The organism is Streptomyces sp. NPDC053750 (genome assembly GCF_044544295.1).
In the GTDB taxonomy this organism is placed as follows: Bacteria; Actinomycetota; Actinomycetes; order Streptomycetales; family Streptomycetaceae; genus Streptomyces.
The window spans coordinates 88,495-114,776 of sequence record NZ_JBITXB010000007.1 but is presented as its reverse complement, the minus strand read 5'-3'; the positions used below and the strand labels follow the sequence as shown (position 1 = coordinate 114,776).

Annotated in this window: 22 protein-coding genes; 14 read left to right on the top strand and 8 right to left on the bottom strand. The window is 68.8% G+C overall.

The features are described from left to right. Positions 1-305: 305 nt before the first annotated feature. Entirely contained in the window at positions 306-1,847 is a 1,542-nt protein-coding gene (locus tag ACIGO6_RS21185) for an IclR family transcriptional regulator (protein ID WP_399878432.1), read from the top strand. A 177-nt stretch (positions 1,848-2,024) separates the two neighbouring features. On the opposite strand, the gene ACIGO6_RS21180 is transcribed toward ACIGO6_RS21185, so the two are convergent. Both ACIGO6_RS21180 and ACIGO6_RS21175 read right to left on the bottom strand, forming a co-directional pair. After that, complete coding sequence (locus ACIGO6_RS21180; RefSeq protein ID WP_399878941.1) at positions 2,025-3,350, bottom strand: tyrosine-type recombinase/integrase; 1,326 nt, start codon at positions 3,348-3,350, stop codon at positions 2,025-2,027. 1 nt (position 3,351) lies between these two features. Beyond that, positions 3,352-3,606 carry a helix-turn-helix domain-containing protein gene (locus ACIGO6_RS21175; RefSeq protein WP_399878430.1) on the bottom strand — a complete coding sequence of 85 codons (255 nt, stop codon included), beginning with the start codon at positions 3,604-3,606 and terminating at the stop codon, positions 3,352-3,354. Between the two features lie 449 nt (positions 3,607-4,055). Between ACIGO6_RS21175 and ACIGO6_RS21170 the strand changes: the two genes are divergently transcribed. The 5 genes from ACIGO6_RS21170 (at position 4,056) to ACIGO6_RS21150 (ending at position 9,173) form a co-directional block, all read left to right on the top strand. Then, on the top strand, positions 4,056-4,292 hold the full coding sequence (locus ACIGO6_RS21170) for a helix-turn-helix transcriptional regulator (protein ID WP_399878429.1): 237 nt from the start codon (positions 4,056-4,058) through the stop codon (positions 4,290-4,292). A gap of 146 nt (positions 4,293-4,438) precedes the next feature. Next, positions 4,439-5,695 (top strand): DUF3631 domain-containing protein, encoded by a 1,257-nt coding sequence (locus tag ACIGO6_RS21165; RefSeq protein WP_399878428.1) that lies wholly within the window; start codon positions 4,439-4,441, stop codon positions 5,693-5,695. Positions 5,696-5,902: 207 nt separating this feature from the next. Continuing rightward, entirely contained in the window at positions 5,903-6,709 is an 807-nt protein-coding gene (locus ACIGO6_RS21160; RefSeq protein ID WP_399878940.1) for a DUF2637 domain-containing protein, read from the top strand. Between the two features lie 236 nt (positions 6,710-6,945). Next, a complete protein-coding gene (mobC, locus tag ACIGO6_RS21155) occupies positions 6,946-7,464 on the top strand; it encodes a plasmid mobilization relaxosome protein MobC (protein ID WP_399878426.1) in 519 nt (172 codons plus the stop codon). Then, complete coding sequence (locus ACIGO6_RS21150; protein WP_399878424.1) at positions 7,461-9,173, top strand: relaxase/mobilization nuclease domain-containing protein; 1,713 nt, start codon at positions 7,461-7,463, stop codon at positions 9,171-9,173. Before mobC ends, ACIGO6_RS21150 begins: the two co-directional genes overlap by 4 nt. Here the strand turns inward: ACIGO6_RS21150 and ACIGO6_RS21145 are convergent, their stop codons facing one another. Beyond that, complete coding sequence (locus ACIGO6_RS21145) at positions 9,174-9,719, bottom strand: flavoprotein (protein ID WP_399878422.1); 546 nt, start codon at positions 9,717-9,719, stop codon at positions 9,174-9,176. Continuing rightward, positions 9,716-10,987: a helix-turn-helix domain-containing protein gene (locus tag ACIGO6_RS21140; protein WP_399878420.1), complete on the bottom strand. Its 1,272-nt coding sequence runs from the start codon at positions 10,985-10,987 to the stop codon at positions 9,716-9,718. The genes ACIGO6_RS21145 and ACIGO6_RS21140 overlap by 4 nt, the downstream gene beginning before the upstream one ends. 176 nt (positions 10,988-11,163) lie before the next feature. On the opposite strand from ACIGO6_RS21140, the gene ACIGO6_RS21135 reads away from it, so the two are divergent. From ACIGO6_RS21135 to ACIGO6_RS21105, 7 genes are all read left to right on the top strand, one after another. Continuing rightward, entirely contained in the window at positions 11,164-11,604 is a 441-nt protein-coding gene (locus tag ACIGO6_RS21135) for an ATP-binding protein (RefSeq protein WP_399878418.1), read from the top strand. Further along, positions 11,604-12,920: a UDP-N-acetylglucosamine 1-carboxyvinyltransferase gene (locus ACIGO6_RS21130; protein WP_399878416.1), complete on the top strand. Its 1,317-nt coding sequence runs from the start codon at positions 11,604-11,606 to the stop codon at positions 12,918-12,920. Before ACIGO6_RS21135 ends, ACIGO6_RS21130 begins: the two co-directional genes overlap by 1 nt. Beyond that, positions 12,917-14,155: a metallophosphoesterase gene (locus ACIGO6_RS21125; RefSeq protein ID WP_399878414.1), complete on the top strand. Its 1,239-nt coding sequence runs from the start codon at positions 12,917-12,919 to the stop codon at positions 14,153-14,155. The genes ACIGO6_RS21130 and ACIGO6_RS21125 overlap by 4 nt, the downstream gene beginning before the upstream one ends. Continuing rightward, complete coding sequence (dcd, locus tag ACIGO6_RS21120; protein WP_364907737.1) at positions 14,155-14,694, top strand: dCTP deaminase; 540 nt, start codon at positions 14,155-14,157, stop codon at positions 14,692-14,694. The genes ACIGO6_RS21125 and dcd overlap by 1 nt, the downstream gene beginning before the upstream one ends. After that, positions 14,691-15,227, top strand: a complete 537-nt coding sequence (locus ACIGO6_RS21115; RefSeq protein ID WP_121701931.1) for a dCTP deaminase domain-containing protein — start codon at positions 14,691-14,693, stop codon at positions 15,225-15,227. Before dcd ends, ACIGO6_RS21115 begins: the two co-directional genes overlap by 4 nt. A 23-nt stretch (positions 15,228-15,250) precedes the next feature. Further along, positions 15,251-16,339, top strand: a complete 1,089-nt coding sequence (locus ACIGO6_RS21110) for a glycosyltransferase family 4 protein (protein ID WP_399878939.1) — start codon at positions 15,251-15,253, stop codon at positions 16,337-16,339. Between the two features lie 93 nt (positions 16,340-16,432). Then, on the top strand, positions 16,433-17,476 hold the full coding sequence (locus tag ACIGO6_RS21105) for a serine hydrolase domain-containing protein (protein ID WP_399878411.1): 1,044 nt from the start codon (positions 16,433-16,435) through the stop codon (positions 17,474-17,476). A 34-nt stretch (positions 17,477-17,510) separates the two neighbouring features. Here ACIGO6_RS21105 and ACIGO6_RS21100 read toward each other — a convergent pair whose 3' ends face one another. From ACIGO6_RS21100 to ACIGO6_RS21085, 4 genes are all read right to left on the bottom strand, one after another. Beyond that, positions 17,511-19,277 (bottom strand): ADP-ribosylglycohydrolase family protein, encoded by a 1,767-nt coding sequence (locus ACIGO6_RS21100; protein ID WP_399878409.1) that lies wholly within the window; start codon positions 19,275-19,277, stop codon positions 17,511-17,513. 4 nt (positions 19,278-19,281) lie between these two features. Beyond that, positions 19,282-19,980 (bottom strand): DarT ssDNA thymidine ADP-ribosyltransferase family protein, encoded by a 699-nt coding sequence (locus tag ACIGO6_RS21095; protein WP_073725498.1) that lies wholly within the window; start codon positions 19,978-19,980, stop codon positions 19,282-19,284. Next, positions 19,977-21,377, bottom strand: coding sequence for a UvrD-helicase domain-containing protein (locus ACIGO6_RS21090; protein ID WP_073725500.1), 1,401 nt, complete (start codon positions 21,375-21,377; stop codon positions 19,977-19,979). The genes ACIGO6_RS21095 and ACIGO6_RS21090 overlap by 4 nt, the downstream gene beginning before the upstream one ends. 829 nt (positions 21,378-22,206) lie before the next feature. Beyond that, positions 22,207-23,049 carry an alpha/beta fold hydrolase gene (locus tag ACIGO6_RS21085; RefSeq protein ID WP_399878407.1) on the bottom strand — a complete coding sequence of 281 codons (843 nt, stop codon included), beginning with the start codon at positions 23,047-23,049 and terminating at the stop codon, positions 22,207-22,209. A 461-nt stretch (positions 23,050-23,510) separates the two neighbouring features. On the opposite strand from ACIGO6_RS21085, the gene ACIGO6_RS21080 reads away from it, so the two are divergent. Then, a complete protein-coding gene (locus tag ACIGO6_RS21080) occupies positions 23,511-26,255 on the top strand; it encodes a helix-turn-helix transcriptional regulator (RefSeq protein ID WP_399878405.1) in 2,745 nt (914 codons plus the stop codon). Positions 26,256-26,282 lie beyond the last annotated feature (27 nt).

Here is a 26,282-nt window from a genome sequence, read left to right as displayed (position 1 = left end):
CGTGGGGACTGACATCTCGCACCTCGCTGTGCAAAAAATGGGACAGCGTCCTGTAAACTGTTCGGTGAGTGTCTGGCCGGTCTTCGCCTGCTGTCAACCCTCGGACGCGTCCCGCTCGAAACGCGGACGGCACCGACAGCCACCGCGAGCGACCGGCGACAGCAGCGGGGCGCCCGCGTCGAAAGGCGCCACGTACAGTGGCCGACCAGGTGAGAAACGGCAGGGGGAAGGCGGAGGATGGAGCGTCCGCACATGCTCGCGTCGCTGTGGAGCGAGTCGACGAGTCACGCCTGGCGGTGGTCGCTGTGAGCAGCGGATCGGCCGTCAACGACCGGATCGTCGTCACCCTCGACGCCCTCACCCGTCGGCCACCGGAGCTGCCCTGGGGCGTGCGCGAACTTGCCGAAGACCTCGGCCTCAGCCGCAGCACGGTCCACCGGACCCTCCACGCGCTCACCGAGCGCGACCTGGCGACGCAGACAGTGAACGCCACCTACGTCTGCGGACCCCGGCTACGCGTCCTCGCGGACCGGCTCCACCGCTCGCACCCGCTGCTCGGCCAGGCTCGTCCACTGGCCGAGGAACTCGCCCGGGCCTGCGACGCCACCATCCTGCTGTCCTTGTACGACCCCGTTCGCACGGAGGGCTTCGTCGCCCTGTCCGCGATTCCGGACGGTCCCGTCCGCTACCGGCTCGACCCCGGCGCCGTGATCCCCCTGCACGCCGGCGCGGCCGGCCGTTCCATGCTCACCGAACTCGGCCCCGACGTCCTCGCCCGCCTCGATCTGGTCGCGCACACGCCGGATACCGTCACCGACCCCGCCGAACTGGAGCGACTCCTGCACCAGGCGCGCGAGGACGGCGTGACCATCAGCATCGGACAACACGTCGCCCTGGCCGCCGGAGTCGCCGCCCCGTTCCACGCGGCGGGCCTGCTGGGAGCGATTTCCGCCACCCGCCCACGGCACGAGACCCGTCACGCCGACCTTGAACGCTTCGCCCCCCTCGTCCGCCAAACCGCCCGCAAGGTCGGCAGCCTGACCTCACCACCGCCCCGGCCGGCACCCGAACACGGCCGAGCGACCCCCACCAGCCCGAGTCCCGCCGAGGACGGCGGTTCGGCCACCGTTCGCATCGAGCGTCTGCTCTCCGCGCTCACCGCTTCACAACCTCTGCCGCTGGGTGGACGGGCGCTGGCTCGCGTACTGCAAGGGAACCCTGCGACCGCCGCCCGGCTCCTCGACACCGCACTCGCCACGGGGCTCGCCACCACCCACGAGGAGCACGCCGTGGCCGGGCCGCTGCTACTGCGCTGGGCAGCCGCACTCGGTCCGCTCCACTCCATCACCCTGATCGTCTTCCCAGCGCTGCGGGACCTGGCACAGCAGACCGGAGAGACCATCGGCCTGGCCGAGTACGACCCGGCCACCCGGACGGCACGCATGACCGCCGTAGTACCGGGAAGCAAACCGATCCACTATGACCTGCCTACTGGATCGGATGTCCCTCTCGCCGCGGGCGCCGCGGGCAAAGCCATCCTCGCCTTCCTGCCCGACGACACCCTCTCCGACCTTCCGCTGGTCACATACACCGACCGCACGCCACTGCGTCGCACCACGATCAGGAAGGACTTGGCCCAGGTACGCGACCGCGGCTGGGCCGTCGGCGACGGTGAACGCATCCCGGACGGCTACGGCATCGCCGTGCCGTACTTCGCCCAGCACACTGTGGCCGGCTCCATCACGGCCACCATCCCGCGCCACCGGGCCGATGAGATCGACGTCGACGCCGTGAGAACCCAACTTTCCGCCGCCGCCCTGTCGATCACACAGCTGCTGTCGGTATAACCGTTGCCACGCCCGTTACTGTGCCCCGCCGAAGCCACTGCACGGGCAGTGGGCGGTGGCGGCGACGTCGATGTAGTGCAGGGTCAGCTCCAGGCCAGCGGCACCGCGTTGGGCCAGGGGCGGCTACAGGGAAGGCGCGAGGAGATTTCGGTCCCACCCCGGTCATGTGCCGGGCCGTCAGGCCACCAGGGCGCATTGTGGACACATCGGTTCGGCCGAGGTCACTGATGTGTCCGCGGTGGTGGGCGGGTCGCCGCTGCCCTCCGCGTCTGTGAAGGCATCGTCGATCGCCTTGCGGGTCCGGCTCTCGCTGGAGGGCAGCAGGTGCGTGTACGTCCGGAGCGTGAAGCCCGGGTCCGAGTGGCCGAGGTACTCGGAGAGCGCCTTGATGCTCTCCCCCGCGTCCAAGAGCACGGAGGCATACGCGTGACGGAGGGCGTGCATGCCGTCCTCAGGAGCCGCCTGGAGGTACCTCGCCCCGCGCTCGCGGGGAGGGATCACGCCGGCGGCGACCAGGGCTCGCTTCCAAGCGCCCATGTTGAAGACGCTGCGGTTGTACGCTCGGCCCTTCTCGTCGACGAAAAGCAGCCGGAAGGTCTTGGGCTCGCCGTCGGGCTTCGCCCAGGGCAGCGTGACCGCCGTGGGCGGGAATCGCCTCATGTGGCCCTTGAGGGCAGTGGCCAGCTGCGCCGACAGCGGCACTGACCGGATCCGGTTGCCCTTGGGCAGGGCGAAAACCGGCTTCGTGCCGACGAGCCGCACCTGGCGGTTGACGTGGATCCAGCCGCCTCTGCAGTCGATGTCCTCGACGGCGAAGCCGAAGACCTCCCCTTGACGTAGGCCGCACCCGAAGGCGAGCTTGCCGGCTGCCTGGAAGCGCTCGGGCAGCCCGGCGATGACGGCACGCACACGCTCCAGGGACCAAGGGACGATCTTCTTCTTGGTCGCGGTCGGCAGCTTGACCGACTTCGACTTGCAAGGGTTCTTCGGCAGCAGCCCGTCCTCCACAGCCATGCCGAGGATGCTGGAGAGGATGTCGAAGATGCCCTCGATCGTCGACACTTCGAAGCCGCCGTCCTGCAGTGTGCGAATCCAGCCCTGAACGACCGAGGGCTTGTTCAGGGACCGCAGCTCGCGCCGGCCGAGGTGGGCGACGATGTGGTTGCGGACGGTGGCCTCGTAGCGGAGGGCCGTGGTCGGGCCTACCGAGTTCGCGTCGAGCCACTTCTGGGCGTAGGCGCCGAGCGTCTGCTTCGTCTCGGCAGGAACGACGTAGCTGCCGCTCCGGATCTCGACGTCGACCTCGGCCGCCCGCTTGTCGGCTTCGGCCCTCGTGTGGAAGTTCTCCTTGCGCTGGTGGCTGTCCAGGTCCCGGTACCGGACCTGCCAGCGCTTACCGATCCCGTGATCGGAGGTCGGGACCATCCGCCGGGTGCGGCTCTTGTGCTCGCTGCACTGGGTCTCGTCCGGCTTGGGACGGGACTTGTGCCAGCGGTCGTACACGTCAGCCAAGGAGGACCCCCTGGGCACGGCAGCAGAGGTCTGCTTCGGTGTGGCGAGGGTGAGCGGGGCAGACCCCGGCAGGCAGCAGAGCCGTAGCACGAACACCGAGGGCTTCGGCGATCACGACGAGGTCGTCGATGTTGCAACGTCGATGGGCGCGCTCGGTGCGGCTGAGCGCGGTGTTGGTCATCGGGCGGCCCATCGCGGTGCAGTGGGCAGCCAGTTGATGCTGGGTGAGGCCGAGCGCCAGCCGCATGCGCTCGATAGCGCGGGCGGTATGCAAGCCGGCGGGGCCTATTTCGAGAGGTCGAGTTGCCATAACAGGTAGCTGTAACTTGCAGCCGAATCCTTTGGCAAGAGTTGATTCTTAAACCCTACAGAAGTCGCACCCGGCCGGATCAACAATTGCGCCGGTTAATGCACGACACGCGGCACCGGGGAGGCTGCGCCGCCGATTCCGCTCACCGGAAAGCGAGCGCAGTGTAGCTGACCGCACCTCTCGACGATGGGCCACCACCTGGCCTTACGAACAGCACATCACCCTGGCGCCGACTTTTTGGTCAACCGCCAATTCGCCCTTACGGTATTGCCTCCCGCGCTCACCAACGGGAACTTCTGGAGCCTTCTAGAACCAACTCTGGACTTCTCCGCCCAGGGTGTGGCTGTGTTGTCCACGCAGTTGTCCGAAACCGAAAAAGGAGCCCTATGCCGAGCCTTTCCCCCCGCCCTGACCACACCACTGCCGACGCCAACCGACGCGGCCCCCTCGCCACCCCGGCGGAAGTCGCCGAGTACCTCGGGGTGCCGGTCAAGACGCTCTACCAGTGGAAGTACCGGGGCATCGGCCCGAACGCGCACAAGGTCGGTCGCCACCTGCGCTACCGCTGGGTCGAGGTGGACACCTGGCTCAATGCCCAGGCCGCGTACGACCTCGCCGTCTGAGACCACCACACGGGAAAGCGAAGCGGCTCTCGGCGAGCCACCGCCGGGAGCCGCGCGGCCCCTTCCCACATCGCCCCTTGCCAGAAAACGATCTGTCTCGGTGAGTCCGGACCTTGCCCGTCCGAACTCACCAGGAAGGAACGCCTGTGGACGAATCCACGACCTCTCCAGCCCCCACCGCACCCGCCGTCACCCCGTCTTGGCCACCCGTGGCCATCCCCGGCCAGGGCCCGGCGTCCGATCCCTCATCCAGCGAGCGTGATCAGACGGATAGCTCCAACGAAGGGGCCGGCCTGCTGGACGAGCTGCGCGCAGCGATCGCCCGGTACGTGATCCTGCCAAGTGGCGAGGCGCTGACCGCCGTCACGCTGTGGGTGGCGGCCACGCACATCCAGCCCGCACTGCAGCACGCACCGCGCCTGGCGGTGGTCGGGCCGGCGAAGCGGTGCGGCAAGTCCCGCCTGCTGGACGTGATCACGGAGACGGCGCACGACCCGCTGATCACCGTGAACACCAGCCCGGCTGTCGTCTTCCGTGCCATCGGTGACGACCCGCCCACTCTGCTGGTGGACGAGGCCGACACCATCTTCGGCAGCATCAAGGCCGCCGAGAAGAACGAGGAACTGCGCGGCCTGCTCAACGCCGGCCACCAGCGCAACCGGCCCGCCCTGCGGATCTCCGGCCCCGAGCACAAGACGCGGAAGTTCCCCACCTTCGCCATGGCCGCGCTCGCCGGCATCGGCGCCCTGCCGGACACGGTCATGGACCGGGCGGTGGTGATCCGCATGCAACGCCGCAAGGACGGCGAGCGCGTCGAACAGTTCCGCTCCCGCCGCGACATCCCAGTCCTGCACGCTCTGCGGGACCGCTTGGAGGCGTGGCTCCGTCCGCTCATGGACACCGCCGTGGACCTGGTACCGCGGATGCCGGTGCAGGACCGTGCGGCGGACACCTGGGAACCGCTCGTGATCGTCGCGGAGCTGGCCGGCGGCACCTGGCCCGAGGACGCACGTGCTGCCTGCGCGGCCATGTGCGCCGCAGAGACGGACAAGGACGACGAGTCCAATCTCAAGACGCGCCTCCTGCAGGACATCCGGCGCGCCTTCGCCCGCTGCGGCGACCCGGACATCATGCGCACCCGGGACCTGCTGGAGGAGCTTCTCAAGGACCAAGAGGCTCCATGGGCCGAGTACGGCACCACCGGCCTCAGCCCACGCCATCTTGGGCTCCTCCTGAAGGACTTCGACATCAAGGCCGCCACCCTCCGCTTCGAGGGCGGCAGGCAGGCCAAGGGCTTCGCACGCCTCCGCTTCACCGACGCCTGGGCGCGGTACTGCCCGGAGGCGTCCGTTCCTGAGAACGGTGACGAGAGCGCCCCGACAGGCCCGGGCCCGCACCCGTAAAGACTCGTCGCACCCGTCACATCGCAGGTCACCCCCGTGACGGGTGTCGTCGCTGCGACGAGTCGTCTCGTACCACGACGATCACCCGTACCTGCTCTGACCAGCCGTGCGACGGGTGCGACGGGTCCGCCACCTCTTCGCCCACCATCCCTCCCCGCTTGGAGCACTCGCTTGCCTGTACGCACCACCGCGACCCCAGTACCGATGATGACCGCCGCGATCCGCCTGGGGGTCGCTCTGGTCGGCACGATCGGCTTCGCCCTCTCGTACGACGCCCTGCGGCAGATGGCAGTGGCCATCCACATCCGCGGAGTGCTGACGTACGCCTTCCCGCTCGTGATCGACGGGTTCATCGCCATCGGCGTCGCGGCCCTGCTCATCCTGCGTGCCGCCCCCTGGCGCTCTCGCCTCTACGTCTGGGCCCTCGTCGGCATCGCCACCATCACGAGCATCTGGGCGAACGCCCTGCACGCCGTCCGTCTCAACCAGGAGAGCGACGCCGCCAGGCTCCACCTGGACGACGTCACCGTCGGCGCACTGTCGGCCATCGCCCCGCTTGCGCTCGCCGGAGCCGTCCACCTGGATCTCGTCATACGCCGCCACCCCACTCGACGGCACTCCACTGAACCGGTCAGTGCTCAGCGCCACACTCACGTCGAGAACGTGCTGCGGCCCGCTCCGAACAGCGACACGGCCGATGCCTCGAAGGGCGCGGCACAAGCACGGCCTGAAGTTGTGGCGAAGGACATCGCGGACGTGGCGGACCCTCCGGCCGAAGTGGCGGAGGCGCGTCAGCCCCACAGCCCGATCAAGGGTCGGCAGCCCAGCGTTTCCACGGAAACGCTCCTGGCTCTCGGCCGCGCCGCGCCCCTGGGCCGCCAAGGACGTATCTCCCGCCGCCACGTCGAAGCGGCGATCCGAGCCCAGGGCCACCCCGTCGGCAAGGACCGCCTCACCGAGATCACACGCCGCCTGCAGGCCGAACTCGACCGTACGCCCGAGCGCGTCTCCTAGCGCGCTGACCGGTCGGTACCGCCCGTCATCGCGCTGCTCAGCGAGTGGACAGAGGGCGGAGCCGACCGCCCCTGGCACATCCCGTCCGCCGACTCCTAGTAAGGACTGCCCCGATGCGCGAAGCCCGACGTGAGCTGCCCTCCGGACAGCGGGAGACGACCACAAGCGTCACCCAGCCAGCAAGGTATGCCGTTGGACCGTCCAAGGGGCGGTCCAACGGGAGTTCCGCCCCGGGGGTGGCGGAGACCCACGGGCGCCAGGGGGCACCCGAGGAAGGACAACGCGTCCAGGCCACCCCCGTCGTCCTCCCTCGTGCCGCCGAAGCCGCCGCCCTGCACCGCATCGCCCGCCGCCGCAAGCGCAAAGACACCCAGCGCAAAGAACGCGTCGACGTGCGCTACAGCATCGAAGAGAAGAGCGCCATCCTCGCCAAGGCCCGGTCTCTCAACATCGCCGGCGCCCACTACGTCGGCGCCGTCGTCATGGCCCACATCCACGGCGACCTCGCCCTACCGGGCCAGCGCACCCCGCTGGACGACTACATCGACGAGCTGACCGCACTGCGCGAGCAGATCGCCAAGATCGGCAACAATGCCAACCAGATCGCCCGGAAACTCAACTCCGGCGACCATCCACACCCTGGGGACACCACCGTCCTCGCCCAGACCGAGCGCACCCTGAGCGCGGTCCGAGCAGCCATCAGCGAGATCGCCGCAGCTGCGAACCAGGCCGTCATCAACAAGGCCGCCCGGTGATCGCCAAGATCAGCAGGGGAAAGGACACGGCCGGCCTGATCCGCTACCTGTTCGACACCAAGAAGGCCAAAGACCACACCGACCCCCACCTCGTCGCCTCCTGGGACGGCTTCGCCCCCGACCCCGGCCGTATGGACGACTTCACCGCCACAAAGCGGCTTCTCGTGGCTGACCTCGACCTCCGCGTCAAGCAAGCCCGCCGACTCGGCCGCGCACCCGAGCGGCACGTCTGGCACTGCTCCCTCCGCGCCGCCATAACCGACCGCCGCCTCAGCGACGAGGAATGGGCCGACATAGCCCGCCGCGTCGTGGCCGCCACCGGCATCGCGCCACAAGACGACCCGGACGGCTGCCGCTGGGTCGCCGTCCGTCACGCCCCCGACCACATTCACATCGCCGCCACCAAGGTCCGCGGCGACCTGAGCACCGCACGCCACTGGAACGACTACCTCACCGCCGACCGCGAACTCGCCGCCATCGAGAAGGAGTACGGACTCCTTCAAGTCGTCCGCGGAGACCGCACCGCCGCCAGACGCTCCACTCGCGCCGAGCAGGAAAAGGCACACCGCCAAGGCCGGGACAAGTCGGCTCGTGAACGCCTGCGCACCATCGTCCGCACTGCCGTGGCCGCCTCCACCAGCACCGAGGAGTTCATCCGCCTGCTCAGCCGCACCGAAGGTGTGTTGGTCGAAGCCGTGTATTTCCCTTCCGGCGACGTACGCGGCTACAAGGTCGCCAGCGAAGACAACCTCACCGCCGGCAAGGAACCCATCTGGTACTCCGGCTCCACACTCGCCCCGGACCTGTCCCTCCCCAGGATCCGAGCACGCCTGGAGGCCACCGACCCGCAGCTCACCAACCAGCCGAGCAAGCGCTCTCCTCGCTCTCCCAACCCCTGGCACCAGGCCATCGCCGCCACCGAGCACATCCCCCACCACCTCAGCGGTCACGACGATGGAGCCTCGCAGGCCCACCTCGCCGCCTTCGGTGAAGCCCTTGACGCCCTGCCCCTCCTCGCCCCCGCGCCCATCCGCGCCCAGCTCCGCGAAGCCGCTTCCGCCTTCGAGCGCGCCACGCGTTCCCGCATTCAGGCCGAACACCACCACGCCCGCGCCCTGCGAAGCGCCATACGGGCGATGCTCCGCGAGCCCGCACCGGGGGACGGTACGGCTCTGGCGATGTTCCTCGACGCCGCAATCCTCGTCACCATCGCGGCCACCCGCTGGCACCAGCTCCGCCACCACGACCAGCAGGTCGCCGCCGCCCAGCAGACTCTGCTCCACCTCCAAGCCGCATACGACCAGGCAGCAGCACCCCTGACCGCCCTCGTCCGGCACCGACCGCCGCAACCGAAGGTGGACCGGCACGTCCACCACATCCGTCGGGCCGTACCCGCGCACTCGGAGCAGGTCCTCGCAGATCCCGCGATCGCTGCCCTCACTGCCGCACTCGCTGAAGCGGAAGCACTCGGGCACGACCCGGAACGACTTCTCAGGCAGGCCGCCGACCAACGTGCCCTGGATGACGCCCGCTCCCCCGCAAGGACCCTGGCGTGGCGTATTCAACGCGTCAGCGCACGGCCGACGCCCAACGCACGCGCCCGTGCAGCACAGGCCCACAGCGCAGCACGGCCCGATGGGACACCCAGCACTCCGGCCCACGAGGCAACCACCGTCTCGCTCCCGCAACCGCGAGCGCATCGGCGCTGATCACGACCGCGCGGACAGCCTCGGGGCAAGCAGCTCCAGCACTTCCTCCCAGCGGTAGCGGTCGGCCCCGCCGCCCGCCTTCGGCCGGTGAGGCTCGTAGGAGCCGACCAGGACACCCATCTCGCGCAGCAGGTCCAGACTCCGTCGGTATGCAGGGTGGGCGGCCTGGGCGGAGTTCAGGTACGGCAGTACGGCGACCGGTACACCCATGGCGGGCGCCTCGCACAGGATGCCCAGCGCGAGATTGTCCGAGATCCCGGCGGCCCACTTGTTGATCGTGTTGAAGGTGGCCGGGGCGACCGCGAGCGCATCCGCAGGCCGGCTCGGGCGTGGCTCACCCGGTGACCGCCAAGCCGAGCGGATGGGGCGGCCGGTCCGGGCCTCGACCGCCTCGGCATCAAGGAAGCCGACTCCTTGCGGGGTGGCTACGACGCCGACGTCCCAGTGCCGTTCCTGTGCTGCCGTGATCAGCCGGCCGACGTCGGCGGCGACCCCGGCCGCGCAGACCACGATCTGGAGGAACGGCTTGTTGTGCTGGTCAATCACGCGGGCACTCCCAGTTGGCGGCTGAAGTGGTGGAGCTCGGGCAGCGCCCGGCGACGGTCACGGGCTGCCATGTCGGCGACCAATTCGCGTACGGCCGGGCGTCGGACGTCCTGTGCCGCGCAGCTCTCGGCGATGCGCAGGGCCTGGTAGCCGTCGGCGAGTCTGCCCTGCTGACTGTAGGCGCGGGCGGCCTCCACCCAGAGCGCGGCCCGTCGCTCGGGGACGGGGATGTGCCGCCGCATGAGAGGCCGAGCGGTTTGGAGGGCGATTCCGGCGTCGCCGAATGAGACAGCTGCGCTGATCTCGTGCAGGGCTACGTTGGTCGGGCTGAAGTTCGCCCAGGCGTCCGGCCTGTCGAATGCGACGTAGCGGGCCACCTCTTTGGCCTCGGTGAGGAAGTCCTGGGTGGTGTCTCGGTCGCCGTTTCTGCTGGCGGCGGTAGCTCCGCGGAGCAGCAGCAGGCCGACCGCTGCCAGGTATCGGGGCGAGCGTTGGTCGTAGGAGCCGCTGAGCTGGTCGACGGTGTGGCGCACCATGTTCACGGCTTGGGCTGTGTGCTTCTCCCGTACGAGCACGTGAGCGTGAACGCGGACGCTGGCGGCGAGGACGACAGGGTCCCCGGACCTTTCCGCCTCGGCCATGGCCCGGCCGGCCGCGAGCCAGGCGTTGCCCTGGTCGGCTCGCTTCAGCAACAGGCTCACCGACGTCTGGTAGGCGGTCGCGAGCAACCCGGACGCCTCCGCCGAACCGGAGGAGCCGCCAGCGACCTGGCGCAGGTCGGCGATCAGGCCCGGCAGGGCCTGCTCCAGTTTCGCGTAGTCGCACGTGCAGAACAGCCGGCGCACGGTCCGCGCTCGCTCCCGCAGCTCGTCGATACCGGAGGAGTCACCGGTGGCGGCGGGGCTCGGTCCCGGCAGCAGGACCTGGATCAGGTCGTGGTGCGCCATGGTTGGCGTCGGCGTTGCCGCGAGCGCGGCGACGCTCGCGGCAAGGAAGGTGCGGCGGTGCATGTCCTCGGTTCCGGGATCGCTGGGGCTGGCGTCGGGGGCAGCGGCGAGGCCGAGGCGTTGCGGTGGGATGTCCAGTACCTTCGCGATCTCGCGCAGCACGCGCACGTCCTCCGTGCCCCTGCCGTTCTCCAGGCGGCTCACCTTCGACTGGTGGTAGCCCAGTGCGGTGGCAACGTCCTTCTGCGAGCGCCGCTGTAATACGCGTGCCTGACGGATGACTTCGCCGATCCGTCCGGCTTCACTCTGTGCGTCGGCCATCTGCGCCACGGCCCCTTCTGCCGTCGCCGATCCTGCCTGCTCAACCGAGCGTAACCGAGCATCGATTGGCCGCGATGCAGCTCCTGCATAAGTGATGCGGCCCCGGCACACGGCATGGTCACGCTTGCCTCCGGAGCGGTTGCCTGGAGCAGCCGCACCGACCCTGGAGGCAGCTCGTGAAAGCGCACCAGTTCGCACTCTCCGTATCCGCCACACCGACCGCGGTCACCGCCGCCCGGCACCGGGCCGTGGACGCGATAGAGGGCTGGGACACGGTGCTGGGCAACGAGGTGGTGCACACCGCCGAGCTCGTGATCAGTGAGTTCGTCACCAACGCGGTCCGGCATGCCGAAGCCGGCCCGGTCTCCCTGTCCGTCCGTCTCGACGAGCAGTCACTGCGGATCGAAGTCTGCGACGACTGCCCGGAGCTGCCCCGGCCGGGTCTCCCGGATCCGTGTAGCGAGAGCGGCCGAGGTCTGTTCCTCGTAGCCGCGCTCGCGGATCGATACGGCGTCGAGCCGACGGCGGTCGGGAAGTGCTGCTGGGCCGAGATCGCACTGCCCACCAATCCGGACCATCCGATCGTGTCCCCCCTTGTTGTACAGAGGAGTTGCTGATGACAACCACTCACGTCCCCGGCACGGCCGCCGAGGTGATCGCCGTTCGTCCGGGCCCACCGCTCACCGGCACTGTGACTGTCGACGGCTCCAAGAACGCGGCGCTCCCGCTGGTGGCCGCCGCGGCTGCCCTCGGCTGTCCGGTGAGGCTGAACAACATCCCTGCCAACACGGACGTGCAGACCATGCTCGCACTGCTCCAAGAGTCGGGCTGGCACGTAGCGCAGCCGGTCGGGAAGCCGACTGCGGCGGTGATTCTGCCGACTGAAAACCAGCCCGTGCGCCCCCACCTGCCCCAGGCCGCGCGTATCCGTGCCTCGTACTACCTGGTGCCGGCCCTACTCGCCCGGCACGGAGAGGCACGGCTGCCGTGGCCGGGAGGCTGCCGGATCGGCGCACGCGGGATGGATCTGCACTTCAAGGTGTACGAGGCATTCGGCGACCGGAGTGTCTTGGATGACTCCGGATATCGCGTCGAGGCCGCCAGACGTCGCTATGGCACCGTGTCCCTGGTGCTGCCGTTCCGCTCGCGCGGGGCGACCGTGACCGCCCTGCTTCGAGCCGTCACCACCGGCCGGCCTCTGCGGCTGGGCGAGCCCAATCTCTCGCCGGAAGTGCTGTACGTGCTGGAGGCCCTGCAGACGGCGGGATGGGAAACCCGGGCCGGCGAGCGCCTGCTCGCCCTCTCGCCGCCCCCCTCGGCACCGAGCGACGCCGCATGGGTAGTGCCGGGAGACAAGGTGGAGGCAGGGACACTCGCCTGTGCAGTCGCCACCACCGGCGGAAGCGCGCGCATCCGAGGCGCGCGAGCCAACGACCTGAGCCCCCTCGTGGCCGCCCTGCACCGACTGGGCATCTCCACCGTCAGCGAGGCGGACACTCTCACCGTGAACGCCCAGGACGGCCGCTTGGCCAGCCGCCCCTTACGGGCCACCGCCTCGCTCAGCCCGGGCGGCTTGGACGCCGACTTCGAACCACCACTCATGGCACTGGCCCTCGGCCTACCCGGTACCCATCTGTTCGCCGACGCCATCAACCCAGGTCGCCACGGCAATCTTCTGCCGCAGTTGGCCCGCCTCGGGGCGGACATCCAGGAGATCTCCCCCACCGAGTGCCGCTTTACCGGTCCTCAACGACTGACCGGGACGGGCGTGGAGGCCACCGACATCCGAACCGGATCCGCCCTCATGGTCGCCGGCCTCACCGCCCAGGGCGTCACCACCCTTGGCGGTCTCGACCAGCTCCGCCGCGGCCACGCCGACCTGCCCGGCAAGCTCCACACCCTGGGCGCCGACATCTGCGAGGTCACCCTATGACCACCGACGGGCGCAACCTACGCCAGATCGTTGCCACAACGGACGTCCACTCCGCCTTCGACAACGCCGCGCCGTTCCTGACCCACCTCCACTCGCTGCGGCCGACTTCCCTCATCGTGGACTGCGGCGACTTCTTCGAAGGCAGCGGGTACTACCGCCTCGCCCGCGGCACGATCGAGCGGGGGATCCTGCTCAGGCTGTACGACGTGCTGGCCCCCGGCAACCACGGCTGGCCCCACTACTTCGAACCCGACCTTCACCGGCGCACTGTCTGCGCCAATGCCGTGGATGCCAACACCGGCGACGCTCTGTTCCGCCGCCTGTACATCGCCGACATCGATGGACGGCGCGTCGGCGTAACCGCTGTGATCGGCCGGCAAGCCTTCCACTCGATCCCGGCTGCCCAGCGAGTCGGCCAATGCGTCACCGATCCCCTGCAGTCCCTGCGCGAGGTGATTCTCGCCCACCACGAGGTGGACAGCCGGGTCCTGCTCAGCCATTCCGGCTTCGACGAGGACCGGAAACTCGCGGCGGCCTGTCCGTTCCTCGACGTGGTCTTCGCCGGGCACTGCCACAGCGATCAGTACGGACCGGTCCGAGTCGACGGCACCCTGGTAGCCAAGGGTCGGGAACTCGCCGACGGCTATGCGATCGCGACACCCGTAGGCACGGGATGGGGTGCCGGCACTACATCCTTCCCGAATCGGGCCCCGAGCCGCTTTCCCATGGAGCTTGCGGATCTGTTCTCCCTCATCGAAAACGTCAAGCAGCAGCTGGCCGCCGTCCTCGGCCCGATCAGTCCGGCGTACCGCCACCAGCCCCTCGACCGGCGCAGCCTGCTCGTGGAGCTCACCGCCCGCCTGCGTACGGCACTCGGGGCAGACGCGGTCATCCTCAACGAGACGGCACTACGTGCCGTCCCGCTCGGCGACACACTCACCCAGGGCGACCTGCTCTCCATCGAGCCGTTCGCCAACCAGCTGGTGCACGCCCACGTACCTGAGCCGGCACGCAGCGGCCTCCGTGGCCTGCTGTCAGGTCTGACCGCCCAGACCGGCCCGCTCGTCACGGCCCCCGATCCCCTGCCGGACGCCATCACCACCGTGCTGACCACCGACTACCTCGCCGACACCTACCTCGGCGGACGCACACACGAGGCCGGCCTGCGCCTGGACCAGACCGTCCAGCACGTCCTCATCATCACCGCTCCTGTCACCGCGGAAGGAAGCAGCTAATGATCCTCACCGGCCCGGAGATCACCGCTGCCGCTCACGACGGCCGCCTCCGCATCACCCCGTTCGCCGCCGACCAGGTCAACCCCAACAGCTACAACGTGCGTCTGGGCCCCACCCTGATCACCTACACAAGCACGGTCCTGGACGCGCACCGGCCCAACCCCACAAGCGAAACCAGCATCGGCTCGGACGGGCACATCCTTCAGCCAGGCGAGCTCTACCTCGGCCACACCCTCGAAGAGGTCGGCTCCGACACCTTCGTGCCACTGCTGTTCGGTCGCTCCTCCGTCGGACGTCTCGGCCTGTTCGTCGAGATCACCGCCCCCATCGGCGACATCGGCTTCCACGGCCAGTGGACGCTCATGCTCACCCCGATCCGACCGCTGCGCGTATACGAGGGCATGAAGATCGGGCAGATCATGTTCTTCGTCTCCACCGGCGACATCGACCTCTACCGCGGCAAGTACCAGGCCGCCGCAGGACCGCAGCCCTCCGCCTACTGGCGAGACCTCGCCCGACTCCGGGCGGTGGCATCGTGATCCTCACCGGCCCTGCCATCGCCGCCGCCGTCCAGGCGGACGAGATCACCATCGACCCGTACGAACCCAGCCGCCTCTCCCCCAACGCTTACGACTGGCGGCTCGGGGACACGATCCGCGTCTGCGACGGCGACCTCGACGCCGCGACCCCCACCGCCTTCACCGAGCAGCCCATCCCCGACACCGGCCTCGTACTGCGCCCTGACCTGCTCTACCTCGGCATCACGCTGGAGCGGACCGGTTCGGAGACGTACGCGCAGCTACTGAACGGCGACCGCACCACCGGGTCCCTGGGCATCTGGGTTCACGTCTCGGCTCCGCTCGGACACCAGGGCCATGCGATCCGCTGGACGCTGGAGATCCGCGCCACGCGACCGGTGCGCGTGTATCCAGGCATGACCTTCGGCAAGCTCGTCTTCCTCACTGCCTTCGGCGCCCCGGCCAGCTACCAGCATCAGCCCGCCAAGTACGCGTCCACGGAAGGCATCGACGTCTCGCGCCTCTACGAGGAGATCGACGGAGGCACGCGGTGAACGCTCGCTCGGCCACCGGCCCGATGGCTGCCACCTTCCTGGACCTCCCCGTCGGGAGCCCCGGCGGCAGCGTCGAGCTCTTCATCGACCTCTACACCGGCCGACAACCCCTCATCCCGGCACGCGCCTTCATGCTCGCAACACCTGGTCACGCTCCCCGGCCACCCGCCGGACTCAGCGTGCTCCCCGTAGCAGGCAAATGCCTGGAAGGAACGGCCTTCAACCGCTACGTCGCCACCCTGCGCAGAGCGCTCACAGCCATACTCGATCCCACACAGATCAGCGTCCTCCACTTGCAGCACCTCGCATTCGGCGCCACTCCTGCTCTCATCCGTGCTCTGCCCGCGCATCCCCGGATCGCCCTCGTCCACGGCACGGACCTGCTCTTCGCCGAGACCCACCGAGACCAGCTCCAGGTGCTGCGCGAAACAGCCAGGGCCGCCGACGCCATCGTGGTCCCGACCAACGCAATGGCCGACCGCCTCCTCAAGCTCGCCCCGCAGATCGAACGCCGCAAGATCACCCACATCCCCTGGGGCATCCCCGACCACCTGCTCACCGCCCCACCCGCCCGGCCTGCACGCACCTCCAGCAGCCACCTGCGGCTCCTGTACGCAGGACGCCTGACCACCGAAAAGGGTGGCGAGACCCTGATCAAGAGTTTGGCTCCCGTCCCCGGTGTCGAGCTGAGCGTCGCCGCGCCCAGAGCCCAGTTCCACGCACTGGCCCCGCTGCTGCAACGCGCCGGCGTACGAGTCCGCTACCTCGGCTGGCTGCGCCGCCCACAGCTGTGGAAAGCCTTCACCCAACACGATGTGCTGGTCGTGCCGTCCACCACCCTGGAGGCCATGGGACTGGTCGCGCTGGAAGCCCAAGCGTGCGGACTGCCCGTCCTCTACCAGCCCGTACCCGGCCTCAGCGAAGCGCTCGCCACATCTGGCATGGCCACGGACTTCACCCACTCCGCCGCTCTGGCGCGCGACCTCGAGCGACTGAGGAAGACGCCTGGGCTGCTGACCGCCCTGCGACAGGCGGGCTACGCGAACGCGGCCCGCCATCCTCTCTCGGCGACCGCACGGTCCCTGAATGACCTCGGCCGCCAGCTCACCTGACGTGATTCCCGGGCGGCACGACACGTCGCTGCCCGACCCACCTTGTGAACGTCACTACGCTGACCGCGCGACGCCCCGGCGAAAAGGGAGACCATGACGTACGACAGTGACCGCATCGAAGCCCTGTTGGACGAGGGCGTCCGCGACAAGGTGTACCCGGGCGCCGTATGGGCCCTCGGCGACGCCACCGGCACCCTCGCCCAGGGCACCACCGGCGTCCTCGACCCCGACGAGCCGGACGTGCCGATGCGCACCGACACCGTCTTCGACGCCGCCAGCCTCACCAAGATCCTGGCTGTCTGGTCCTCCGTCGGCGCCCTGTACGAGGACGGAACCCTCGACCTCGACCAGCCGCTCGGCAGCTTCTGGCAGGAGGTCACCGGGCACCCACTCGGAGCCGTCACCGCCCGGCATCTGCTGACGCACACCGCCGGCGTACCACTGCGAGCCCAGCTGAAGAACCTCTACGGCACCAACCCGGACGACATCCGCCGCGGAGTACTGCACGAGGCACTCCACCGGGCACCCGGCGAAGCCGTCGAGTACACCGACCGAGCCGCCCTCATCCTCGGCTACCTCGCCGAACACCTCTCCGGCAGCCCCTTGGACCAGCTGGCCACCGCCCGCACCTGGCATCCGCTGGGCATGACCGGCACCCGCTTCGGCCCCCTGCCCGCCGACCTCGCCGCCCGCTGCGCACCCACCGAACTCGACCAGGACACCGACACCCACCTCAAGGGAGTCGCCCACGACTTCTCTGCCCGCCTTCTGGGTGGCGTCTGCGGCATCGCCGGCGCCTTCACCGTCCTCGACGACCTCGCCGCCTTCCTCCGGTACATGCTCGCCCCTGCCGCTTCCCAGTTCCGGGCTGGTTTCGGGAGCGAATGGATCACCCGCTCCCTGACAATCCAGACGAGCCGGCTCCAACCTGCTCGCGGCCTGTTCTGGCACCCCGCTCCCGGCACGACCGCCGACGAAGGCGTCTGGGTCCACTACGGCTTCACCGGCACAGGCATGTGGATTTCCCCCACCAAGTGCCGCTGGGCGGTACTCCTGACCAACAAGCTCTACTACACAAGGGAACGTGGCCCGTTGACCGAGGTTCGCAACACCTTCCGTGGGCTCGCCTTAAACTGACGTGGCAAAGCAACCCATCGCGTCCCGGCCGGGTCTACTGCAGGGTTGGGCGAGCGGGCGGCTCGGCGTTGTTGACGGCGACGATCAGGTACGGGTCGATCCGTGCCCAGAGGGCGCCGCCCTCACGTTGCACTGCTCCGTCGAACCCCAGCCTGCGCAGACGCTCCCAAGCCGCTTGGACATCGTCGATGGCAACCCGAAGTTGGACGCCTGGAACGCCCGTAGCGACTTTGCTGGTGTGTGCCTGCTTGATCACGAGATTCTCATAAGAGACCCAGTCGCTTCCGCGGCGGTGCGCGCTCAAACCGAGGGCGGACATGGCCGCCGTCACGCGTCCGATGTCGGCGACGGGCAGATAGGCACCTTGGAGCCGGACCTGGTTCGGTGGCCAGACCGATCGATGCTCGTCAGCCGGCTCCGCATCGGTACGAGGGGCTTCCTCGACACCTTCCGATTGCGCTTCCGCCCGCTGGATCCCGCGGATAAAGAAAAGGTTCTGACCGTCCGTGGTGACGATATGTGTACGTCGCGCCGTCCACTTGCCGGACGTCAGGGTGCCAGCTGCGACCACGCGTGCTTGGCGCCGGTCCGGGAGCAGCAGATCAGCTCGGCTGTCGGCCTTGTCGAGCTTCTCGATGAACCGCGACCGAGCTTCGCCAGCCGCGGCGCGAGAAGGCAGGGACAGGATCGGAGAGACAGGAGTGAGCAGATTCTCGGCCAGCGTGACGAGCAGGGCCGCATCCTGAACAGTTCGCCCGAACGAGCCCAGCCATTCCTGGCCCAGACCTGCGCCGAGCAGGCTGGCGGCCATAGATGCCAGTGTGTCCGTGTCCGCGCCCTCCTGGCGCGCGGGGACACCGATGCCACGCTCCGGGCTAGCGGCCGAACGGGCCGCGAGGTAAATGGCTGCCACCGCGCACAACGTCCCCGACCCACGCGTCTTCGGCCGAGTGAGGCCGTGTTGCTCGAGAAAGGCGGAGGGCGCACTCAGCGCGCCGCTGTTCAGTGAGGACCGTGCGCTGGTGAGGAGATCCTCCACCTCCCGCACGGCGTCATCCCAGCCTTGTTCGTAGCCGCCGGGGAACGCCTTCGCAGCGGCATCCAACCAGTTTCTGTCCAGCCCCTGCCACACCGGTTCCCGCCAGTCCTTCAGACCGTCCAGTGTTGCTTCGACGAGCCAGCCGTAAGCCAATGGCGCAGGTTGCCGCAAACTGGTCCACAGGGCATAGGCATGCACCAAGGCACCCAGCAGGGCTCGCGGGTGCCCGTGTGTCGTCGCGGCGTCGCGGACCACGTCGTGCGCCAGGTCGCCGAAGGTACCCTCGTGGTGGACTATGACGTGCGGCGCGATGCGCATGGCCGCGCCGTTTGCCCCGCTACTGAAGTACTTTTCCTGGTCGTCGGCCCTCTTGCCCCAGGCCGATTCATGCTTCTCCCAGGCGCGGCAGGCACGCTTGACGCTGGCCCCGGCACCACGTTCGTAATCGAGGAGGAAGGGCCACTCGACTCGTTGCAACCAGGTAAGCCAGTCGTCTCCTGCGGTGAGGCGAGCACGAGCCACGGCGATGAGCATCTGTGTGTCGTCGCTGTACTCGCCTGGTCCGATGTCCTCAAGGATCGGGCGGAAACGGCTGCTTGCCGTTCGCTGCCAGGCGAAAAACCGACCCGCGACCTGGCTGAGTGGCGGAAGTGAGCGAGTCCGGTCCCGCCGCTCGTAGGGCCAGCCCATGGCGTCCCCGACGGCTGCTCCTAGCAGCATGCCGCAGGCTCTGTCGGTCCATGGGTGAAGCTCAGCGTTCACGTGTTCACTCTGCCAGAGTTGTTCGGGGGATGTACGGGCTCTCCGGTGGCCGATTGCCGGAGCGCACCGAGCGGCTCAGGACGTACTTGTCGAAGAGCATGGGAGCGACAACCAGAGGTGGCAGCAGAACCGCCATCCCGAACTGGGCATGTCTGAAGTGCTCCAGCTCTGCCTGCTTCTCGTCCCGGACGATGACAGAACGTACGGCGGACAGTGGGATGATCCCGGGTATCTGTATCTCTGCCTGGTCGTCCGTAGGCCACCAAGACGGGTGCCCACTTTCTCGCCGCAGAGTCACCTTGCCGGTCACCGTGGGCGCGAACATGGCATTGAAGCCGTCGGCACCCAGCCGGGCGCCGGCGCTCCTGTCTCGTGCGGAGTTGTAGGGACAGAAGCGTGCGCCGGAAGTGGCGAGCAGGTCGACGTCCAGCGTGAGAACCACCCAGTCCTGAAAATGGCGGTCCCGGCTCGCTGCCTGGGCCAGGTACCAGGTGTTCGGATACTCCACGCTCAGGAAGGTGAACTCCAGTGCGCCGTCCAGGCGCTGGGTATCGGCAGGCCGAAAGGCGTCCGCAGCTGTCTGCAGAGTGGCCACGGGACGTATCTGCCGGGTTTCGAGGATATGGGACAGGTTGGCCGACTTGGTGAGATGGCACAGACGGGTGATACCGCGGGCCCGGGCCTGCTCAAGGACGTCACTCACAAGCTCACCCGCACGTACAGGTCAGACATCTCCTGCGGCAGCAGACCGGTCAGCTTGCTTGAGTGCAGCATGATGAGGTCTGTACGAGCCCGGGTGATGGCTACGTACAACTGCCGGGCCTCGCGCGCCTTTGCCTCGTCGAGGCCGTGAGCCTCCACCTCACTCGGTTTCGGCAATTCGTCCGCATCACAGAATGGGAGGATCACCGAGTCGAACTCGAAGCCCTTCGCCGCAGAGTAGGTCCCGTAAAACACCCCCGGCTCGTCCGTCCACCGCGCAAGCTCACGGTGCAGGCGGTGAATGGGGACACGACCTCGGTCGAGGAGAGATCTGAGTTTGTCCTCGTGGACCCGGGTGCGCATAAGAATGGCGACCTGGCGGTCCGCGCCCAGCGCCAGGGCGTTGCTCGCCGCCTGAACGAGCTGTTCTTCCTTGCCCGCGGTCTCCAGGATGGTGGGTTTCGGGCCGTCGGCCGCCGCACCGGTCGGCTGGACCAGATCGACGTCATCCTTGAAGTGCGGCATATCCGAAAGGGACTGGGCGAGTTGGGCGACCTGACGGCTGTTGCGATAGTTGTGGGCGAACTCCACGACATTTGACACATGAAGGCCCAGGGCACGCCAGGACATCCGGCTCCCGTAGATCTGCTGCGCGTAATCGCCGAAGAAAGTCAGTGATCCGTCGCTAGGAATGGCCGCTGCCAGGCTTCGAATCATCTCGGGTGTAAAATCCTGGCCCTCATCGACGACGACATGCCGGTAAAGCCGCTTGGTGGGATCAACCTTCAGGGCACCCAGGACCGTCGACGCCATGTTGTCGAAGTCGTACTCGTACCCGGCTTCGGCACGCAACTGTACGTACCGTTGGTAGACCTCGAAGACGACTTCACGATCGGGTTGCTGAAGTGGCCTGCCCCGCCCAACCCGACGAGCACGGCCTTCCACATACGTCTGCTGGTCGACTATGCCGTGCCCGACCATCCAATGCAGCTCATCCAGGAAGAAATCGAGCGGACGGTGAATCACGGCCCGGGAGGGGTGGCGCTCACGAGCCTCCCCCAGTGCCCGCTCAACCATTTGCTTCTTGGACTTGCATATGCGCACCGGCGCTTTGGTGCGATGCGCGAGATAGCCACGCGCGAAGGTGTGGTAGGTCTCGATCTGCAGGTTCGTGGACGCGGCGCTCATACCCCTGAGGTAGGTTACGAGAGCCTTGTTGAAAGTGACCAACAGCGTGCGGCCTCCGATACCCGGGGCCGTGGCCAGATAATGAGCCCGATGGACCGCCATCGTCGTCTTGCCGCTGCCCGCCGTGCCCAGAACGACGCAGTGACCGCGTTCGTTCAGGAAGACGACGTCCCGCTGGTGACCCTTCGGGTCAGGTAACGAAAGCCCCATCGCGCCATTATGACGCGTCCATGGCCACTTGGTACAGATGATCCACGGACCGGTCCCTCAACTGGGCCTCCACCAACCGACGAAGCCGCAGCACTCTCCGCTGGAGCTCGCGCCCTCGGCGATTAGGCAGCTTGGCCCGGGGGGTGGTGCATAGCTTCGTCCAGCCCTCGCGCGGGCTGCTGACGACCGCGGACTGCCGCCCCGCAAGCCACACCACGGCACCTGCCCCGTGGCCAGCCGATCACTTTCGAGGGCACATCCAGGGCACATGAGCCCAGGAAACGGCGTTAACCCGCGAGAACTACCGGGACGACTTTCCGCAGGTCAACGCGGATTTTATCGAAAATACCCAGGTCAACGCCCCGCCGCGTTCAATCGCTGCACGAATGGCAGGACTTCAGCCACCGGCTGCATGAGGCGGGGCATCAGCCGTATTGCCTGGTGTGGCCCTGAGCCGGGGTTTCGTACGTGTGGGGCGGGGTCTTCGGGCCTCGCCCCTTCTCGTGCCGGGCAGGGGCCGTCAGGAGGCCGGGGCACATTGAGGGCACATCGGTTTTCACTGTGTCACTGATGTGACCTGGCAGGTGGATGACTCTGGTCGCCGACTCATGGTTGGCGACTGCCGTGGCGGCCATCACCGCCCCGATCGTCCCTCCGCCCTCGCACTCGCCGGACGGTCCGGCCGCGTCCCGTGGCCGGGATCGCCTGCTCCAGGCGGGCGGGTCACCCCACCGTAGGGGTGGCAAACGCACGGCCGCCCGTCGGGTTCACCTGTCTCGGTGATCCCGAACGGACGGCCGCGGTCCGCAGGCCGCCGAGCGGCCTGCGTTCAAGGTCGCTTGCTGAGGAAGGCGAGGAGCGCGGCATTGACCTCTTCCGCGTGGGTCCACAGCAGTCCGTGCGGGGCGCCCTCGATCTCCACGTACTCGGCGGACGGCAGCGCCTTGTGGAACGGCCGCCCCGTGGCCTCGACCGGCAGGATGCGGTCGCCCGTGCCGTGCAGGATCAGCGCCGGCACGTCGATGGCCGGGATGTCGGCGCGGAAGTCGGTGTACCAGGTGGAAGGCGCGGCGGCCGCGGCGTAGAAGCCGCCACCCGCCGCGACGTTCCAGCTGTTGCGCACGGTCTCCTCGCTGATCCTGGAGCCGAGGTTCTCGTCCAGGTTGTAGAAGTCCTTGTAGAAGTCCGTGTAGTACGCGTAGCGGTCGGCCTTGACGGCCGCGACGACGCCGTCGAAGAACTCCTGCGGAGCGGCCCCCTCGGGGTTGTCGTCGGTCTTCAGCAGGCAGGGCTCCAGCGAGGCCAGGAAAGCGACCTTGGCGACCCGGGCGGAGCCGAAGGTGGACACGTACCGCGCGACTTCACCGGTGCCCATGGAGAAACCGACCAGGACGGCGTCCCGGAGATCGAGGGTCTCCAGCACGGTGTTCAGGTCGGCCGCGAAGGTGTCGTAGTCGTATCCGGTCGTCGGCTGGCTCGACTGCCCGAACCCGCGGCGGTCGTACGTGATCACGCGGTAGCCCGCCTCCAGCAGCACCGCGCTCTGCCGTTCCCAGGAGTGTCCGTCGAGCGGGAACCCGTGGATGAGGACGACCGGCTGGCCGGAGCCGTGGTCCTCGTAATACAGGTCGATGGTGGTGGAGTTCTCCTGACCCACGGTGATGTAAGGCAAGGTCGCTTCCTTCGTTCGATGTGTCTGGTGCGCGGTCGGATGCGCGGCCGGAACAGGACAGAACGACGCTAGGACAGCCTCCTCCCTCGCGTTGTCCGTGAGCGCATCACTTCTTGCCGGGGAGCGCCGCAAGGCGGATGTGCCGGGATGTCCCTGTACGCCACACCTCGTCCTCCGCCGCTGGACCGCCGAGCGGCGCCGAAAGCCCGCCGAGGCGGTGAACGACGACCCCGTGGCTCTGCCGGCATCGTCCGGACTACCTTCGTGTCACCCTGCGGCAGCGCCCTGACCTGGGCAGGCGCCCCACAGTGCACGCAGGGACCAGTTACAGTGCACGGACAGGCAAGGGCTCACCAACGCGCCGTAGTCGGACCGCGCTCGTCACCGGCTACGGGATCCACGCACACCCGCTGCGCCAGGTAGCGGTCTCGACGCAAGAGCGCGGACGGAAAGGGTCATCCATGGCAGGGGCGGGCGGTCCGCTGTCCCGCAGCGGTCTACGCGGCCGAGAGCAGGAACTGGGCCAGATCGAGGCACTGGTCGCCTCCGTGGCCCGCACGGGAAGCAGCGGACTGGCCCTCATCCGGGGCGAGCCGGGTATCGGCAAGACGACGCTGCTCGCGGCAGCCGTCTCCATGGCCCGGCAGTCGGGGTACTCCGTCGGCGTCGGCAAGGCCGACGAACTGCACCACATCGTGCCGCTCTCGTCCTTGGCCGCGTCTGTCCTGCACGGTGATCGACCGCTGCTGTCCGCCGATACGTTCGCCGATATCGCCCGCAACCACGACCAGCGGATCTGGCTGCTGGAACGCCTGGCGGAGGCGATCGAAGCCCGGGCGGGCAACGTGCCGGTCCTGATCGGCCTGGACGACGTGCAGTGGGCCGATCCGCTGAGCCGCTTCGCACTGCGGCAGCTTCCGGTACGCCTGCGCACCTCGCCGGTGCTGTGGCTGCTGGCCGGGCGCCGGGAGCCCGCGGGCCCGGCTGAGGAGATCGTCGAGGCTGCGCGTGGCAGCCTCCCGGTGACCACCCTGGCCCTGGGCCCCCTGTCCGGCGCCGCGATCGCCCAACTGGCCGGCGACACCCTCGGTACGGCGGCTGACGAGCGGGTACGGGACCTGCTCGACGGCGCGGGCGGGAACCCGTTCCTGGCAGTCGAGATGCTCGCAGCTCTGCGCGACGCCGAACCCTCGGACGACCTAGTCCCCCGCGGACTCGTGGTGGGGGTGCGCGGCAGACTCAGGTCCCTGCAGGCCGACACGCTCCGCTTCCTTCAGATGGGCGCCGTACTGGGACGCAGGTTCGGCTTCCACGACGCCGCCGCCCTCTGTGGCCGACCGGCCGCCGCCCTGATCAACGCCCTCGAGGAGGCCGTGGGCGCCGGCATTCTGGACGATGACGGTGATCACCTGGTCTTCCGGCACGACCTGCTGCGTCAGGCGGTGTACGTCGGCATATCACCCTCGGCCCGGAAAGCCCTCCACAGGGAGGCCGCCCGGGGTCTTGTCGCCGCGGGACGTCCCCCGGTCGACGCGGTGTCGCACATCCTCAGGGGGGCGGCTCCCGGAGACGAGGAAGCCGTGTCGCTCCTGCGGCGCGCGGCCGAGGACGTGCTGCCGGTCACACCAGGGCTCGCGGCCGACCTGATGACGCACGCGTTGGAGCTGGTGCCGCCCGCCCGGCCCCTCAGGTACGCCGTGGGAGAGCAGACGATCCTCTTCCTGACTCGGGCCGGCCGGAACGGCGAAGCCGTGTCGACGGGAGACCGGCTGCTGGCGGAGAGACCGCCCCTGGAGGAGTTCAGCCGGCTCCAGGCCGGCCTCGGCGGAGCGCTGTGGAACATGGACCGCGCAGCGGAACTGCGGCGAAGGGCCGAAGCGGCCCTCGCCACGGCAGGTGCCGTCCCTCGGATCACCGCGAGACTGACCGCCCTGCGAACCCTGGCTCTGTCCCGGGACCACGATCTGGTGGCCGCGCGCGAGGCCGGTGAGGCCGCGCTGCGGGCCGCGGTCCAGGCCGGTGACCGGGACGCGCACACCCTGGCCCTTTCCGGGCTGGGCGAGATCGCTCAGAACGCCGGGGAGAACGCGCTCGCGCTGGACCGCTTCGCCGCACTGAGCGCCCTCGACTCCGCCTTCCTGCCCGAAGAGATCATCGCGCACCTGCACGTGGACGACTTCGACGCCGGTGGACGGCTGCTCCTGCAGGCGACGGAGGCCGGCACGACGCGTCAGGCGATGCTGTCCTGGGCCCAGGGCCAGCACGATCTGGGTCTGGGCCGACTCGACGACGCCGACGCCGCCTTCGCGACCATGGAGCACCTGGAGAACGAGGTCAACGCACCGGTCCAACAGGTGAACGGCCGGGTGATCCGCTCCTGGATCGCCCTGCTGTGCGGCGACCGGGATGCAGCGCGGCTGCATCTGGCCGCGGCACGGGAGGGGCTGGAGGCCAAACCCAATCCGGGCAACACGGCCGCGGTGCGCTTCCTCGAAGCGCTTCACGCCGACGCCGACGGGGACACCGGCCTTTGCGTCGACAGGATTCGCCAAGTGGAACGGGTAGGCCCCTTCATGCGCTGGCGTGTCCTGCGCGACTGGGCGGGCCCCGCGATACGTATGGCCCTGAACGGTGCCGACGAGGAGCTGGCCGGGGAACTGGCCGCACAGGCCGCGGCCCACGCCGAACGCAACCCCTCCGTGCCGACCGCCACGGGTGTCGCGGCGCACGCCCGTGGACTCGTGGAGAACGATCTCACCGCGCTCCAGCGCGCCGTGGAAGTGCTCGACTCAGGCCCCCGCCCTCTCGTCAGGGCCGCTGCGGCAGCGGATCTCGGACGCACCTTCCTGGCGGCGGGCCGGACACACCGGGCCGTGCCCGCGCTGACCCACGCCCGCGACACCCTCGCCGCGACGGGCGCTCGCGCCGCGGCGACGCTGGTGCAGCGCGACCTGGAGAAGGCCGGGGTCGGCAGTCGCAAGCCGGCGGCCGTCCAGCGCCCCGTGCAGGGGTGGGAGGCCCTCACCGCGTCGGAGAGGAAGATCGCGCGGCTCGTGGCCCAGGGCCACACCAACCGGTCGGCCGCCGACCTGCTCGTCATCTCCCCGCACACGGTCAACACCCACCTGACGTCCGTGTTCCGCAAGCTGTCGATCAACTCCCGGGTGCAGCTCGCCAATCTGGTCACGGCCCTGCCCGGGGACTGACGAGAGGGTTGGTACGTTCACGCGATG

Bases quoted from the DNA above. Each gene is read 5' to 3' on its own strand.
- ACIGO6_RS21175 (WP_399878430.1), bottom strand. From the start codon at position 3,606: ATGCGGCTGGCGCTCGGCCTCACCCAGCATCAACTGGCTGCCCACTGC.
- ACIGO6_RS21170 (WP_399878429.1), top strand. From the start codon at position 4,056: ATGCCGAGCCTTTCCCCCCGCCCTGACCACACCACTGCCGACGCCAAC.
- ACIGO6_RS21160 (WP_399878940.1), top strand. From the start codon at position 5,903: ATGACCGCCGCGATCCGCCTGGGGGTCGCTCTGGTCGGCACGATCGGC.
- ACIGO6_RS21140 (WP_399878420.1), bottom strand. From the start codon at position 10,987: ATGGCCGACGCACAGAGTGAAGCCGGACGGATCGGCGAAGTCATCCGT.
- ACIGO6_RS21130 (WP_399878416.1), top strand. From the start codon at position 11,604: ATGACAACCACTCACGTCCCCGGCACGGCCGCCGAGGTGATCGCCGTT.
- ACIGO6_RS21125 (WP_399878414.1), top strand. From the start codon at position 12,917: ATGACCACCGACGGGCGCAACCTACGCCAGATCGTTGCCACAACGGAC.
- dcd (WP_364907737.1), top strand. From the start codon at position 14,155: ATGATCCTCACCGGCCCGGAGATCACCGCTGCCGCTCACGACGGCCGC.
- ACIGO6_RS21110 (WP_399878939.1), top strand. From the start codon at position 15,251: ATGGCTGCCACCTTCCTGGACCTCCCCGTCGGGAGCCCCGGCGGCAGC.
- ACIGO6_RS21105 (WP_399878411.1), top strand. From the start codon at position 16,433: ATGACGTACGACAGTGACCGCATCGAAGCCCTGTTGGACGAGGGCGTC.
- ACIGO6_RS21090 (WP_073725500.1), bottom strand. From the start codon at position 21,377: ATGGGGCTTTCGTTACCTGACCCGAAGGGTCACCAGCGGGACGTCGTC.
- ACIGO6_RS21080 (WP_399878405.1), top strand. From the start codon at position 23,511: ATGGCAGGGGCGGGCGGTCCGCTGTCCCGCAGCGGTCTACGCGGCCGA.